Below are 14593 nucleotides of genomic sequence, written 5' to 3'. Positions count from 1 at the left end.
GGATTGCTTGCGGGCTAATGCGGGATCAGTCGTCGGTACGTTCGATCAGATGACGTTTACTTTTTCTGAACGGGCCGATGGCTTCCCATTCAGGGAGTTCTTCGGGGGGGCGAGGGTTGGCCATCTCCCAGCGATGGTACTGACGTAGAATCTCTATGGCGATGCGTTTTTGCTCTTGAATGGAGAGCGTCGGGTCGGTCAGATCCTTATTTTTCATTTTTGCTTCCTTTTTGCGCGTTATTTGTACGCACCTTATCACATTTGGCACCGTATTTTTCCAGCGATTGTATGTACTTTTTCAGTGCGTTGAAGCTGGTTTTACATGTCATGGTACCGGGTATCACTTCAAAGGCGGCCTGACGGGTATACAGCGCCAACACGCGGTGATTAATGGCGTGGCTGATCAGCATGTCCGGCGGAGACGCCGGCGTCAGCCCCTGCTCTTGCAGGTTCAGGCCATACAGATACAGAGCCTGCAAGCAGTTGCGCAGCATATTGCCTTTCAGTGGATGTTGCGTTTCGCGCAAGGAGAAATTCTCCAGCGCGACAAGTTCAATAACGTTCTCGGCCTGGAGATAACGGCACAGACAAAAGCCTGCACGGCTCAGCGGGCTGGTTATTCGCCGGTAGACAAAAGCGAAAGTTATGGGCATTTGGGCATGATATTTAAAGAGAGAGCGCCAATTTAACGTATGGCCGTTTTTTCTGCCTTTTTGCCAGCGCCGGTCTTGTACCGTCAGACGAGTCATAAAGAGATCCGACTCAAGCAGCACGCTGTTCATATCTGCCAATGTTTGCTCTATCGCTCTCTCATGCCGGATTGAGAAGCCATTTTCTGATGGATGGTTTTCCATTTGCCCGTCCTTTGGGTGACCGAGCTCACGTTAATCACCCGATGAAACAGACTCAAACCTCGACTTTCATCGCTGCGAATCGCGCCGCAAAGACAATGGGCAATTGCTGCGAGGTGCCGCGAGAGTGCGATCGGCCGCGCAATCCTCGCTCTAATAATCAAAACCCCATCTATATACATAAAAAGAATATCTATAGTGATTTAAGTACCTTCAGCTGCCGATCACGCTCGCATACACTCGCGAAATTATTATAAATTCCATCCGCTTGGAGAGTTTCAGATGAAAGCGCTCGTTCCTTCTTTGCTGTTTTTGGCCGTGGCGGCCAGCGTTGACGTACAGGCGGCGACGCCGGCCAACACGTTGGTGATCGCGCAGTCTATCGATGACGTGGTCAGCTTTGACCCGGCTCAGGGATTTGAGTTAACCACGGTGCAGTCGTTCAACAGCCTGTATCAACGTCTGATCCAGTCCGATCCGCACAATCCCGTCGATCTCAAACCGACCCTGGCCAGCCGTTGGCAGGCCGGCGCCGATAACCGCAGCCTGACCTTCAGCCTGCGCCCGGACGCCAAATTCGCCAGCGGCAACCCGCTGCGGCCGGAGGACGTGATCTTTTCGCTTTCACGGGTGGTGAAACTCAATCTCGAACCGTCGTTTATCCTGACGCAGCTGGGCTGGAACGCGAAGAACGTGGATCAACACCTGACCAAGGTGGATGACCATACGGTAAAAATCAGCTGGGATGAAAACGTCAGCCCGGCCTTCGTGCTAAGTCTGCTGTCGGCGCCGGTATCCTCGATCGTCGACGCCAAAGAGGCGCTGGCGCACCAGCAGGGCGACGATCTGGGGCACCAATGGTTGAACAGCCACTCCGCCGGCAGCGGCCCTTACAAAATCCGCACCTATGTGCCGCACGAAGTGGTGGTGTTGGACGCGAACCCCGGCTCGCCGGAAGGGGCGCCGACGTTGAAAACCATCCTGATCAAAAACGTGCCCGATCCGGCCGCGCGCCGTTTGCTGATTGAGCAGGGCGATGCCGACATCGCGCGCAACCTGGGGGCGGACCAGATGGCGGCCCTGAAGGGCAAGCCGGGCGTCAAACCGTTGGCCATTCCTTACGCCTCGCTTTATTTCCTGCAGTTCAACGCCAAGGCGTCGCCGGCGCTCGGCAACCCGGCGTTTTGGGAGGCGGCGCGCTGGCTGTTCGATTACCAAGGCATCGCCGACGATCTGCTGAAAGGGCAGTTCCAGAGCCATCAGGCATTCCTGCCGGACGGTTATCTGGGGGCGCTCAAGGAGCAGCCATACAGCTTCAATCCACAGAAAGCCAAAGAAATACTGGCCAAAGCGGGGCTGAGCAACGTCAGTTTCCGTCTGGACGTCAACAACCAGCCGCCGTACCTGGATATCGCTCAGGCGCTGCAGGCCAGTTTTGCTCAGGGCGGCGTGAAGGTCGAACTGGTGCCGGGCATCAGCTCGCAGGTCTCCACCAAGGTGAAAGCGCTTAACTACGATGCGACGCTGACCTCCTGGGGGCCGGATTACTTCGACCCCAACACCAACGCGGCCGCCTTTGCCTACAACCCGGAGGACGGCAGCAAGACGCTGGCCTGGCGAGCCAACTGGAAGATCCCGGCGCTGAGCAAGTTGACGCTGGCCGCCACTGCGGAAAACGACACCGCCAAACGGGTGGCTGACTATCAGCAACTGCAGAAACAGGTGCAGCAAAGTTCGCCGTTTGTCATCGGCCTGCAGGCGCGCAGCCTGATCGCGGTGCGTGACAACCTCAAGGGCTATGTGCAGGGCATCAACCCTGACATGGTGTTCTACAGCAAGGTCAGCAAGTAATGGCCGCTGAACTCTCCGCCTCCGCCGGGCTAGCCCGGCGGTATTGGCGCTGGGGCGGGCGGCTGCTCGGCGGCGTGTTGTCGCTGGCGTTAACGCTGCTCGGCCTGCTGCTGTTCACCTTTATGCTGTCGCACCTGGCGCCGATCGATCCGGCGCTGCAGGTGGCGGGCGATCACGCCAGCGAAGCCACCTATGCGCAGGTGCGTCATGACCTGGGGCTGGACCAGCCGCTGCCGGTGCAATTTTGGCGCTATTTGGCGCATCTGGCGCACGGCGATCTGGGCATTTCGCGCATTACCGCCCAGCCGGTGCTGAGCGATCTGTTGCGTACCTTCCCGGCAACGGTGGAACTGGCCACCTGCGCCATTATTCTCGGCGCGTTAGGCGGTATTACGCTGGCGTTTCTGGCGGTGCTCAAACCGGGGAGCTGGTTGGATAATGCGGCGCGGTTGCTGTCGCTGGTGGGTTATTCGGTGCCGATTTTCTGGTTGAGCCTGCTGGGGCTGCTGCTGTTCTACGCCACGCTGCACTGGTCGGCGGGGCCGGGGCGCCTGGATGACATTTACTTGTACAGCATGGAGCCGCGTACGGGTTTCGTGTTGATTGACAGCTGGCTGTCCGGCGATCGCGAGATGTTCTACAACGCCATCAGCCACCTGTGGCTGCCGGTCGTGGCGCTGGCGCTGCTGTCGATGGCGGGCATCACCCGGCTGCTGCGCGCGGCGATGCTGGAAGAGTGCAACAAGGAATACGTGACGCTGGCGCGTTCCAAAGGCGCCGGCCGCCTGCGCATTCTGCTGCGCCACGTGTTTCCCAACGTGCTGGGGACGTTGATCACCGTACTGTCACTCTCCTATGCCAGCCTGCTGGAGGGCGCGGTATTGACCGAAACGGTGTTCGCCTGGCCCGGCGTCGGGCGCTATCTGACCTCGGCGCTGTTTGCCGCCGACACCCCGGCGATCCTCGGCGCCACGCTGCTGATCGGCACCTGTTTCGTGCTGTTGAATACCCTGGCCGATGCCTTGACCTATCTAGTGGATCCGCGAACCCGATGAGCCAATATCTCTCTGAACACGAACCGCAAAGCGAGCCGGCCGTCGGCTATCGCACCGGTCAGCGGCTGACCACGCTGACGCTCGGCGCAGCGCTGGTGGCGATCCTGATCGTCACCGCACTGCTGGCTCCGTGGTTGGCGCCTTTCGATCCCAATTTGCAGCATATCGAGCTGCGGCTGCTGCCGCCTTCCGCCACGCATTGGTTGGGCACCGACGGTTTCGGCCGCGACTTGCTCTCCCGCGTGATTTACGGCGCGCGGCCGACGCTGATTCTGGTGTCGCTGATTCTGGTGCTGACCATTCCTATCGGTCTGCTGGTGGGCATCTGCGCCGGTTATCTCGGCGGCTGGGCAGAACGCATCTTGATGCGTCTGACCGATATTTTCCTGTCGTTGCCTAGCCTGGTGATCGCGCTGGCGTTCGTGGCGGTGATGGGGCCGGGGCTGATGAACGGCGCGCTGGCGCTGGCACTGACCAGCTGGCCGGCCTTTGCCCGCCAGGCGCGGGCCGAAACGCTGGCGCTGCGCCGCAGCGATTATCTGGCGGCGGCGCGCATGCAGGGCATCAACGGGCTGCGGCTGATGGTCGGCCACATTTTACCTTTATGCCTGCCCAGCGCGGTGGTGCGCGCGGCGCTGAGCCTGGGCGGCATCATCCTGTCCGCCGCCGGTCTGGGGTTCCTCGGCATGGGCGTCGCGCCGCCGACCGCCGAATGGGGCTCGATGGTGGCCGAAGGCAGTAAAGTGATTTTCGATCAATGGTGGGTCGCCGCCGCACCGGGCGGGGCGATCCTGTTCGCCAGCCTGGCCTTTAACCTGCTGGGCGATGGCCTGCGCGATAAAATGGATCCTCGTCATGGGCACTGATAACACCTTATTGACCGTTGAACGTTTGGCGATCGGCGTGCCGGGGCCGCAGCCGGCGGCGCTGGTGAAGAATATTTCGTTCAGCATGGGGCGGGAGCGGCTGGCGCTGGTCGGTGAGTCCGGCTCCGGCAAATCGTTGACCGCGCGTGCGCTGATGGGGCTATTGCCACCGCCGTTGCAGCTGCGGGCGCAGCGCCTGACGCTGGGCGACGAAGACTTGACGCGCCTGAGCGAGCGCCAGTGGAGCCGACTGCGCGGCGACCGGGTGGCGATGGTGATGCAAGATCCCAAGCATGCGTTGAATCCCAATCAGCCGATCGGCCGTCAGGTGGAGGAGCCGCTGGTGTTGCATGCCAAGCTGAGCCGCGCCGAGCGGCGTGAAAAAGTGCTGGAGATGCTGGCGGCGGTGGGCTTGCCCGATCCGGTGGCGCTGTGTCGCCGCTATCCGCATCAGCTCTCCGGCGGGATGGGGCAGCGGGTGATGCTGGCCATCGCCCTGATCAACGATCCGCAGCTGCTGATTGCCGACGAACCCACCTCGGCGCTGGATCACCAGATGCGCGATCAGGTGCTGCAGCTGATAGAAAATCTGGTGGCGCAACGTAATATGGGGCTGATCCTGATCAGCCACGATCTGCAGCAGGTGGCGCACCACTGCGAGCGGGTACTGGTGATGTACAAAGGCGAGCTGTTGGATCAGCTGCCGGCAGCTGAGCTGGCGCAGGCCACGCACCCTTATACTCGCACGCTGTGGGCGTGTCGGCCGAGCCGCGAGACGCGCGGCAAGCCGCTGCCGGTGCTGGATCGCGCGCTGCTGGAGGCATTGAAATGAGCGTGATTGCACTGGAGAACCTCAGCGTCAGCCATCGCCAGGGTTATGAACAGCGCACCGTGGTGCACGACGTTAACCTGCGTATCGAACCGGGCGAGTGCTTCGGCCTGGTGGGGCCTTCCGGCTGCGGCAAGTCCTCGCTGCTGTGGGTATTGGCCGGGCTGAACGACAGCTGGCGCGGCGGTTTTGAACTGCTCGGGCGGCGGCTGCAGCCGGGGCAGGCGTTTACCGGCGAACTGCGGCGTGAAGTGCAGATGGTATTTCAGGATCCTTATGCTTCGCTTCACCCCAAGCACCGGCTGTTGCGCACGTTGTCGGAACCGCTCAACCTGCTGCAGGAAAGCGACATCGAACGCAAAATCAGCGCGGGCTTTCGCCAGGTAGGATTGGATCCGCGCCTGCTGGATCGCTATCCGCACCAGCTGTCGGGCGGCCAACGGCAGCGCGTGGCGATCGTGCGCGCCTTGCTGTTGCGGCCGAAGCTGCTGCTGCTGGATGAGCCGACCTCGGCGCTGGACATGTCGGTGCAGGCGGAGATCCTCAACCTGCTCAACGAGCTGAAACAGGCTGGCGATCTGACCCTGGTGCTGGTCAGTCACGATGCGGATGTGATCGACCATATGTGCGATCGTGCGGTGGCGATGGCGCACGGCCGTCTCCTTGCCTGAGCCAATGCCCGTCAATGCGGCGGGCATATCCATCTTGGTAATAAATAAAGCAATTTATCGTCGTTCTTCTGTTAATTCTTACCCCCTACACTCGAAAAACAACGCAACCGCGTGATTGTGGAGAGTGTATCGATGAAACGGTTAATCCCAACCTTATTGTATGGCGCGCTGGCGACCGCTTTCGGCGCGCAGGCCGCCACCCCGCCGGATACCTTGGTGGTGGTCAGTTCGCTGGAGGGCATCATCAGCCTCGATCCGGCGGAGAGCTTTGAAACCGTCAGCTCGGCCAATTTGGTCAATCTCTATCAGCGCCTGGTGGCGCCGGATCGCGGTGCGCCGCAAAAGTTGGCGCCGGACGCCGCCGCCCGTTGGCAAGCGGGCGCCGATGGGCGCAGCCTGATCTTTACCCTGAAGCCGCAACAACATTTCGCTTCCGGCAATCCGCTGCGTCCCGAGGACGTGATTTACTCACTGGTGCGTGCGGTGAAGCTGAACAAGGCGCCGTCCTTTATTCTCGCTGAGTTTGGCTGGACGCCGGATAACGTCGAGCAGCAGCTGAAGAAGATCGGGGATAACCAGGTGCAGCTCAGTTGGTCGGCCAACATCGGCAGCGAGCTGGCGCTGCGGCTGCTGACGGCGAACGTGGCTTCGATCGTGGATGAGAAGCTGTTGAGCGAACACGCGCAGCAGGCGGACTTCGGGAACGCCTGGCTGCGCAACCATTCGGCCGGCGGCGGCCCGTATCGGGTGAATAACTATGTGCCGCATGAGGCGCTGCTGTTTGGCCGCAACGATTACGCGCCGTCGCCGGCCCGGTTGAAAACGGTGTTATTCAAGAACGTCAGCGATGCCGGCACCCGCCGTTTACTGTTGCTGAAGGGGGATGCCGACGTGGCCTACGATCTGGGCGCCGACCAGTTCGACTCGCTGCGCAAAGCGCCGGGCGTGCGCATTGAGCAGGCCGATGCGCCCAAGGTGTATTACCTCGGTTTCAATACCGGCAGCAAAGACAACCCGGCGCTGGGCAATCCGGCGCTGTGGCAGGCGGCGCGCTGGTTGGTGGATTATCAGAGCATCGCCGAACGGTTGCTGAAAGGGCAATATCGCGTGCATCAGGCCTTCTTGCCGCAGGGATTGGACGGTGCGCTCGACGAGCGGCCGTTTAAGCTCGATGTGGACAAGGCCAAACAGATCCTGCGCGATGCCGGCATCGCCGAGGGCACAAGCATCAGCCTGATCGTCATCAACCAGCCGCCGTATACCGACATCGCGCAGGCGCTGCAGGCCAGCTTTGCGCAGGCTGGGCTGCGGCTGGACATTCATCCGGTGGTGGAGAGCGATCTGTGGGGCAAGATGCGCGGCCGCGATTTCCAGGCGATCTTCACCTATTGGGGTGCCGACTATCTGGATCCGAACACCAACGCCAGCGCCTTTGCCTACAATGTGCCGGGCGGGCCGAAGACCCTGGCCTGGCGCACCCAGTGGAGCATTCCCGCCATCAGCGCGGAAACGCGTGCGGCGGCTGCGGAAGGCGACAGCGCAGCGCGCAGCGCACGTTACGCCGCGCTGCAACGGGAACTGCAGGCCAGTTCGCCTTATGTGCTGGCGCTGCAGGGGCAAACGCTGGTGGCATTACGGGACAATGTTGAAGATGCCCGGGTGGATATCGCCAACAGCATGCTGTATCTGGATCGGGTGAATAAAACGCAGCCGTGAACGAAAAATGCCCCCTCGCCGCCGAGAGGAGAGGGGGGCCTGGCCGGTGTTAACGCGGCGAGCTCACCACGGCGTGCCGGCGAGATTCAGCTTATTGAGGATTGTCGGCAGGCTGTCGGTCACCAGCGCCTGCAGATCGCCGTACCAAAACTGCTGCACGCCGACCTGGTTGATATACAGATAGGACGCGATGCCCAGCGAGAAGCACAGCAACGTTAGCAGCACCCGGCTTATCGCGTCTTTCAGATTGCCGCATACCATCACCATAAAGATCAGCACGAAGATCATCATGTTGAATGAATAACGGTTGGCCACCTCTTCAAAGCTGATGGTGGCGAAGAACACCGCGCAGTTATAAAGGAACATCAGGCGCACGGCATAGGCGGCTTGTACAAACTGAGGCGATGGCGTGCGGAACTTGTAGCGGGCGAATTGATACAGCGCCTCCACCACGCCGACGTACAGCAGCGTGATTTGGATTTTGCGCACCGGGTTATTACCGAAGTCGCCGCTGACGTAGGCTTCGGCGCGCGAGGCCAGAAAGTCGTTGCCGACGACGGCAATCAGTTTAGGCATCAGCACCGCGCCGCCGAGGTAACAGGCGGCGAACAGCGCCAGCACCGGCAGGGTGCCCACGGTGCGCCAGCGCGCGGGCAGCAGCAGATAGGGCAGAAACAGGAAAGCGGAAAAATGGCTGAAGGACGCCATCACGATCCAGAGCAGCATGCGGCCGCGGTGCTGTTCCGACACGGCCAGCACCAGGAAAGAGAGCGCCAGCCCCTGCCGCAACAGGTTGCCGTACAGCCCCTGGAAATTGTACTGGCAGCAGAACAAAAACAGGATCACGGCAAAGTAAGTGCGCGACAGGCGGTAAACGCCCAGCGCCAGCAGCGAAAAGCTGATCAGGAAGAAGGCGGCGAATGCGCCATTGCCGACGCCAAACCAGGTGGCAGTCAGTTTAAACAACAGGTGCGAGACAAAGTCGGTGCCGGAAAACTGCGCCAGCCAGTCCATCAGGCCGTAGCCGCTGTACTGCTGCATCTCAAGGTAGTAGTTCACCTTGTCGTTCATCACCGGCTCGAGGTTCTTCGTCGCCAGCGGCACCGCGGATATCACGGTCAGCAGCAGGAAGGCGGTGAGATTCAGCACGCGATCGGGTTGCTGGCGCAGCAGCATAAAGGCGGCGATCAAGCCGCTGCAAATCACCAACGATAAATAGGGGGCGAACCAAACGCCTGTGATGGCGACGGCGCCCAGCAGCAGCCATTGCACGGAAGAATGCGCCTGTTCGCTGTCGGGAAGGGCGGCGAGTGGCCTGACCGGGTTTTGCATGGGATGCTCCATGGCGTGATCCAGCTGGGGAACATAACACCGGGGGCCTAAAGGGACACAGTGAGTTTTGGTGAAATAGGCAAAATTTCACCGGGTTATCATCCCTTGCCGGCAGCGGAAAAATGGCCGTCGGCGAGGCTGGGTAAAAACGGTGCGAAATGCGCAGAACCGCGTTCTGCCTCGATTTCATGTGGGGTTGATGCTGTGAAATAAATGAAATTCCACTGCGGGCCAGGTGAGCCGGGACCGGTCAGCAGGCATAGCCAGCCGGCCGCCGCTAACCCGATACCGAAAGGTTGCGGCGTTCGCCAGGCTCGGCGGTTGTGCAGGCCACGCGCCAACGCGACGCCCAATCCGAACGCCGCCGCCAGAAAGACCAGCAGCGGCAACATCGTCCAGCCAAGCCAGGCACCCAGCGCCGCCAGCAGTTTGAAATCGCCTTGGCCGATGCCGTCACGCCGCTGCGTCAGCCGGTAGAGCGCATTGAGCAGCCATAACGCGCCGTAACCGGCGACGGCACCCAGCACGGCGTCTTCCAGCGGCGCCCAGCGAGCGTCAAGGTTGCACAGTAGCCCGCCCCACAGCAGCGGCTGAGTCAGTCGATCCGGCAGCCACCGATGGCGCCAGTCCAGCCAGGCCAGGGCGATCAGGAGCGCCGCGGCCGGCACTAACCCCCATCGAGGCGCTGCAGCCAGGCTCAGGGGCAGCGTCGCCAACGCCAGCCCCAGTGCCGTCAGCAGCGGCCCCTGAAGGCGCAACCTCTGTGGGCGATCGTTGACGCCCTCCACGCGTTCCAGCCACGTAATGAGCGCGAAGGCGATCAGGCCCGCCGACAGCAGCGCGGTGAAAAACAGCGCGTGCCACAGTAAAGAAAGCAACATCCGGACTCCGCCAGTCGTAGAACAGACGGCTAAAATAACGGCAAAATGCGTATTTCATCAGGGGAAAACGCGGTCGGTTGTGAGGAATGCGCAGGCGTTCGCATCGCCACGCTGCGTATTGCAGGGGTGTACAATGCCCTGCGCGGTGGCGCGCAGCCACGGGGTACTGTGCTTTTTATCGGCAAAATCGGCGCTAAAATGCGGTGAATTCACCTGGCGGCCGGAATGGATCGGTAAAGGGTACAAGTGACGACGTCACTGGGGAGCGATTGGGGTTTATCCTATTGTTTCTGCTCGGCAAGCCGTTAGGCTATGAGGACATAGGCGCCCCCGCCGGGCTGGGGGGCGTGAGGTTTTTCAGCGCTGTCGCGGGAATGGCGGCGGCAAAGCAGTGGGTTGGCGTGCTCCAGGAAGGAGGGAAGCCAACGATGTCATGAAAGACGTTATTCAGGCAGTACTCATCAAGACTAAAAAGCGATTCTGGCACCGACGCCAGACGGCGTGGCTGGCCGGGCCGCTGGTGTGGCTGGCCGGCGCGGCGCCCGCGTGCGCCGAATCCCCACCGGCGCCGGACAGCGTTATCTCTTCCGAACAGGCCGGCGCAGATCCGGCGGCGAACTTGCCCGAACTGGGCGGTGCGCCCGACGATGCCGCGCGCGAGAAGCAGTGGGCCGAGATGGCCAAACAGCTCGGCGAAAAAGATCTGAACAACGTTTCACGTCAGCAGATGCGCAGCCGCGCTGAAGATTATTTGCTGGGGCAGGCGACTGGCGCGCTGCAGCAACAGGCGCAAGAACTGCTGTCTCCGTTGGGAACCGCCCGGCTGTCGCTGAAGATGAACGGCGAGGGCGATTTTACCGGCAGCAACGGCCAGCTCTTCAGCCCGTTGTACGACGTCGATGGGTTGTTGACCTACAGCCAAATCGGCTGGCTGCAGCAAAGCACCGGGGCGCTCGGCAATGTCGCGCTGGGGCAACGCTGGATCGCCGGTGACTGGCTGCTGGGTTACAACACGGCGCTCGACAGCGATTTCGCCCGGCAGCGCAATCGCGGCAGCGTGGGGGCGGAAGCCTGGGGGGACTACCTGCGTTTCTCCACCAACTATTACTATCCGCTGTCGGCGCTGTCGCAACAGCCCGGCGATGGGGTATTTTTCAACCGTCCGGCGCGCGGTTACGACATCACGACGCAGGGCTATTTGCCGTTCTATCGCCAAATCGGCGGTTCGCTCAGCTATGAACAGTACCTGGGCGAGAATGTCGATCTGTTCGGCAGCGGCAAGAAACAGAACGATCCGCGCGCGATGCAACTGGGGCTCAATTATACCCCGGTGCCGCTGGTGACGATGAAGGCGTTGCATAAGATTGGTGCGGGCGGGCAGAGCCAGGATCAGGTGGAATTGGCGCTGAGCTACCGGCTCGGGGTGCCGCTGGTCAAGCAGATTTCGCCGGAGTATGTGGCTCAGGCCAAGTCGCTGCGCGGCAGCCGCTACGATCCTGTCGAGCGTAAAAACGTGCCGGTGCTGGAGTTCCGCCAGCGCAAGACGCTGCAGGTGTTCCTGGCCACGCCGCCGTGGAGCCTGCAGGCGGGGGAAACCGTGCCGCTGGTATTGGAAATCAAGGCGTTGCACGGGATTTCTCACGTCAGCTGGCAGGGGGATACGCAGGCGCTGAGCCTGACGCCGCCGCACAATGCCAACGACCCGCAGGGCTGGACGGCGATCGTGCCGCCGTGGGATGACGCCCCGGGCGCCGCCAACAGCTATCGGCTGTCGGTCACGCTGGAGGACGACAAACAGCAGCGCGTGACGTCCAACTGGATAGAACTGAAAGTGGCGCCGCCGCTGACGGCGACCGCCGGTGATGAAGCGGATCAGCCGCCGATCCAAACCCTGACGCCGCCGCCGATCCCGGCGCAAACCGGGCCGCTGTACGGCGACGATTAACCGTTTTTACCCTGCAACACCCACACGGCGGCCTCGACGCGGGATTTCAGCTTCATCTTTTTCAGCAGGTGTTTGACGTGTACCTTGACGGTGCTTTCCGTGATGGTCAGGCGGCGGGCGATCAGTTTGTTCGGCAGCCCCTGGGCGATCAGCTTCAGGATATCCCGTTCGCGCGGCGTCAGTTGCTGAATATCGCGTTCGGCGCTCGGGCGGTTTTCCCGCAGGCTGGCGGCGAGGATCGGCGTCAGCGTTTCGCTGAGCACCATCTGCCCGGCCGCCGCCTGATGCAGCGCCTTAAGCAGATCCTCCGGCTCCATGTCTTTCAGCAGATAGCCATCGGCGCCCCGCTTGAGCGCGCTGACGACGTCGTCTTCATGGTTGGATACGCTGAACACCACGATGCGCCCCGACAGGTCGGTCTGACGCAGGCGATCCAGCGTTTCCAGCCCGTTGATGCCGGGCATGTTCAGGTCGAGCAGGATCAGATCCGGATCGTGCTGCTCCGCCAGCGCGACCCCTTGTTCACCGTTGCTGGCTTCGGCGATGACCTGCAGGCGAGCGTCCATGCCGATCAGCTGTTTTACGCCGTTGCGCAGCATGGGGTGGTCGTCGATCAGTAAGATGGTGGCGGCGGTTTCTGTCGTCATGGTGTCTCCGTTAGTCGATGGCGTGGTTATCCGGCGTGAAGCTGACCCGCACCTCGGTGCCGCCGCCGCTGCGCGGTAAAATGTCGCAGCGGCCGTGCAGGCTCTTGGCGCGATCGCGCATGATGATCAAGCCGTAATGGTCGGGGCGAGAGGTCTCGGCCGGCAGGCCGCGTCCGTTGTCGCATACGCTCAGGGTCACTTCGCCGCGTTTATTGATGACCTGAATGCTTACCTCGCTGGCGGCGGCATGCTTAAGGATGTTGCTGAGCGCCTCGCGGGCGATCTGCAGCAGGTGTATGGCCTGATAGGCCGGTACCGTGCGCGGCCCCAGCTGATAATCGAGGCTGATGGTCAGGCCCAGTTTGGGGTTGAACTCCGCGACCGTCGATTGCAGCGCCGCCAGCAGACCCGGTTCGGTCAACTGCAGACGGAAGGTGGTCAGCAGTTCGCGCAGTTGGCGATAGGCGCCGTTCAGCTCTTCACGCATCTGTTGCACCAGCGCCTGGCTGGCGGCAGAGAGCGTTTCCCCCTGCATCTGCAGGCAGGCGATCTGCATTTTCAGGCAGGAGAGCGATTGGGCGATGGAGTCGTGCAGCTCGCGGGCGATCGCCGCCCGTTCCTCCATCAGCATCAGCTGCTGCTGGTGGTCGACCTGACGTTCGATGGCCAGCACGCTGGTCAGCTGTTCCACCAGGGTATTGATCAGTTGGCGATGTTCATCGTTCAGCGGTTGCTGCGGCGCATGTTGCGCCACGATCACGCCGTAGTCGCCGAGCTTGTCGCTCAGGCTCCAGCTCAGCGACGGATTGTTGGGATACTGGCGGTCGCTGTCGTTCAGGCAGGCGCTGCACACCGGGTTATGGCAATGCTCCGGCCTTAGCGGTTGGTTGCCGCTCAGCTGCAGCAGCGGTTCCCGGCTGTCGTTTTCATACAGCCGCACCTGAATGGCGCGCAGCGGCGTCAGGGTTTGCAATTGGTTGAGCAGCGGCGTCAGGCGACTGCACAGCGGCTCGCTGGCGTGCAGCTGGCGGCTGGCGCGATAGAGGAAGCTCAGCACCTGATTTTTCTGCTGCAGGTCGGCGGTCTTCTCGGCCACGCGCTGCTCCAGCCCGCTGTAGGTGGCCGACAGCTCGTCGGACATGGTGTTCAACGCGCCGCCGAGCGACGCCATTTCATCCTGATGGCCGCGCTGCGCAAAGCGGCGGCTAAAATCACCGCGGCCTACCGCCAGGGCCATCTCCACCAGTTGCCGCCAGGGATGCAGCAACCGGCGCCGCAGGTAGCAGGTGGTGCCGATCAACAGCAGCAGCGTCAGCGCAATAAAGTCGGCCTGCACCAGCGTCACCATCAGCAGGCGGCGTTCGGTTTGCCTGTCGATATCCGACACCAGCTTATCCAACAACCGCACGAAGTGCGCGACCTGGGGCGCGGCGTCGGCCGGCTGCTGCGCGCTGCGCAGGCGAGGTTGCAGCGTCTGTTGCCAATAGTCGCGCAGGGCGTTGAAAGGCTGCGTCAACCCTTCCTGCTCCACCGAACGCTGCAGGTCGGGGCTGTTTTCGTCGCGCTCCAGTTCCCGGATCAGCGCTTCGTGCCGTTCATCCAGCGGCACCTGCGCCAGCAGCCGGTAGCTTTGCATGCGCAGCGAGCCGGCCTTGTTGATGGCGTGCGCGTTGCCCTGAATGCTTTGCGACATCCAGGCGGAAATCCCCATGCCGGCCACGCCCAGCATGCCCGACAGCAACATCAGCAGGGCGACCTGATTCACGATCGAAAGCGGGGCCAACAGGCGTTTCATAAGTGCGGATTCCTGGCGTTTGGCGCCGCTGAAGCTCAGGGGCGAAGGCGGCGATGGGGCTAAACAAGTCACGATTCAGCCGTATTTTTGATTATCCCTGCGCATAACCCCATACCTCGAATGAAGTACCCATTAGTTTCCAGGGGCGCGTCGA

General features: G+C 61.7%; 13 protein-coding genes. 7 read left to right on the top strand and 6 right to left on the bottom strand.

All coding sequences use genetic code 11. The features are described 5' to 3' along the window. Positions 1–25: 25 nt before the first annotated feature. The gene (locus tag ACSBQV_RS06015) at positions 26–217 is read right to left on the bottom strand and encodes a hypothetical protein (RefSeq protein ID WP_033643456.1); all 192 of its coding nucleotides are present in this window, start codon (positions 215–217) and stop codon (positions 26–28) included. Further along, on the bottom strand, positions 207–854 hold the full coding sequence (locus ACSBQV_RS06010) for a hypothetical protein (protein ID WP_099785984.1): 648 nt from the start codon (positions 852–854) through the stop codon (positions 207–209). Before ACSBQV_RS06010 ends, ACSBQV_RS06015 begins: the two co-directional genes overlap by 11 nt. Positions 855–1133: 279 nt before the next feature. Between ACSBQV_RS06010 and ACSBQV_RS06005 the strand changes: the two genes are divergently transcribed. The 6 genes from ACSBQV_RS06005 to ACSBQV_RS05980 all read left to right on the top strand — a co-directional run bounded on the left by ACSBQV_RS06005 (position 1134) and on the right by ACSBQV_RS05980 (position 7839). Then, positions 1134–2702: an ABC transporter substrate-binding protein gene (locus tag ACSBQV_RS06005; RefSeq protein ID WP_099785982.1), complete on the top strand. Its 1569-nt coding sequence runs from the start codon at positions 1134–1136 to the stop codon at positions 2700–2702. Then, the gene (locus ACSBQV_RS06000; RefSeq protein ID WP_099785980.1) at positions 2702–3757 is read left to right on the top strand and encodes an ABC transporter permease; all 1056 of its coding nucleotides are present in this window, start codon (positions 2702–2704) and stop codon (positions 3755–3757) included. Before ACSBQV_RS06005 ends, ACSBQV_RS06000 begins: the two co-directional genes overlap by 1 nt. Then, entirely contained in the window at positions 3754–4623 is an 870-nt protein-coding gene (locus tag ACSBQV_RS05995) for an ABC transporter permease (RefSeq protein ID WP_046687287.1), read from the top strand. The genes ACSBQV_RS06000 and ACSBQV_RS05995 overlap by 4 nt, the downstream gene beginning before the upstream one ends. Beyond that, the gene (locus ACSBQV_RS05990) at positions 4613–5455 is read left to right on the top strand and encodes an ABC transporter ATP-binding protein (protein WP_033643451.1); all 843 of its coding nucleotides are present in this window, start codon (positions 4613–4615) and stop codon (positions 5453–5455) included. Before ACSBQV_RS05995 ends, ACSBQV_RS05990 begins: the two co-directional genes overlap by 11 nt. Next, complete coding sequence (locus tag ACSBQV_RS05985; RefSeq protein WP_033643450.1) at positions 5452–6123, top strand: ABC transporter ATP-binding protein; 672 nt, start codon at positions 5452–5454, stop codon at positions 6121–6123. Before ACSBQV_RS05990 ends, ACSBQV_RS05985 begins: the two co-directional genes overlap by 4 nt. Before the next feature lie 132 nt (positions 6124–6255). Then, positions 6256–7839, top strand: a complete 1584-nt coding sequence (locus ACSBQV_RS05980) for an ABC transporter substrate-binding protein (RefSeq protein WP_099785978.1) — start codon at positions 6256–6258, stop codon at positions 7837–7839. A 63-nt stretch (positions 7840–7902) separates the two neighbouring features. On the opposite strand, the gene ACSBQV_RS05975 is transcribed toward ACSBQV_RS05980, so the two are convergent. Both ACSBQV_RS05975 and ACSBQV_RS05970 read right to left on the bottom strand, forming a co-directional pair. Then, the gene (locus ACSBQV_RS05975; protein WP_158234561.1) at positions 7903–9171 is read right to left on the bottom strand and encodes an EpsG family protein; all 1269 of its coding nucleotides are present in this window, start codon (positions 9169–9171) and stop codon (positions 7903–7905) included. A gap of 98 nt (positions 9172–9269) precedes the next feature. After that, positions 9270–10052, bottom strand: a complete 783-nt coding sequence (locus ACSBQV_RS05970) for a prepilin peptidase (protein WP_099785974.1) — start codon at positions 10050–10052, stop codon at positions 9270–9272. A gap of 433 nt (positions 10053–10485) precedes the next feature. Here ACSBQV_RS05970 and ACSBQV_RS05965 point away from each other — a divergent pair, with 433 nt between their 5' ends. After that, positions 10486–11997 carry a YchO/YchP family invasin gene (locus ACSBQV_RS05965; protein WP_099785972.1) on the top strand — a complete coding sequence of 504 codons (1512 nt, stop codon included), beginning with the start codon at positions 10486–10488 and terminating at the stop codon, positions 11995–11997. Here the strand turns inward: ACSBQV_RS05965 and narL are convergent. Continuing rightward, positions 11994–12644: a two-component system response regulator NarL gene (gene narL / locus ACSBQV_RS05960; protein WP_033643446.1), complete on the bottom strand. Its 651-nt coding sequence runs from the start codon at positions 12642–12644 to the stop codon at positions 11994–11996. The two genes, ACSBQV_RS05965 and narL, sit on opposite strands and share 4 nt — an antisense overlap. A gap of 10 nt (positions 12645–12654) precedes the next feature. After that, a complete protein-coding gene (narX, locus tag ACSBQV_RS05955; RefSeq protein ID WP_099785970.1) occupies positions 12655–14439 on the bottom strand; it encodes a nitrate/nitrite two-component system sensor histidine kinase NarX in 1785 nt (594 codons plus the stop codon). Positions 14440–14593: the final 154 nt, after the last annotated feature.

The sequence above is a fragment of the Serratia sp. B501 genome (assembly GCF_051172315.1).
In the GTDB taxonomy this organism is placed as follows: Bacteria; Pseudomonadota; Gammaproteobacteria; order Enterobacterales; family Enterobacteriaceae; genus Serratia; species Serratia ureilytica.
Note: the sequence above shows the minus strand (reverse complement) of the source record. Positions and strands in the feature narration are given on the sequence as shown.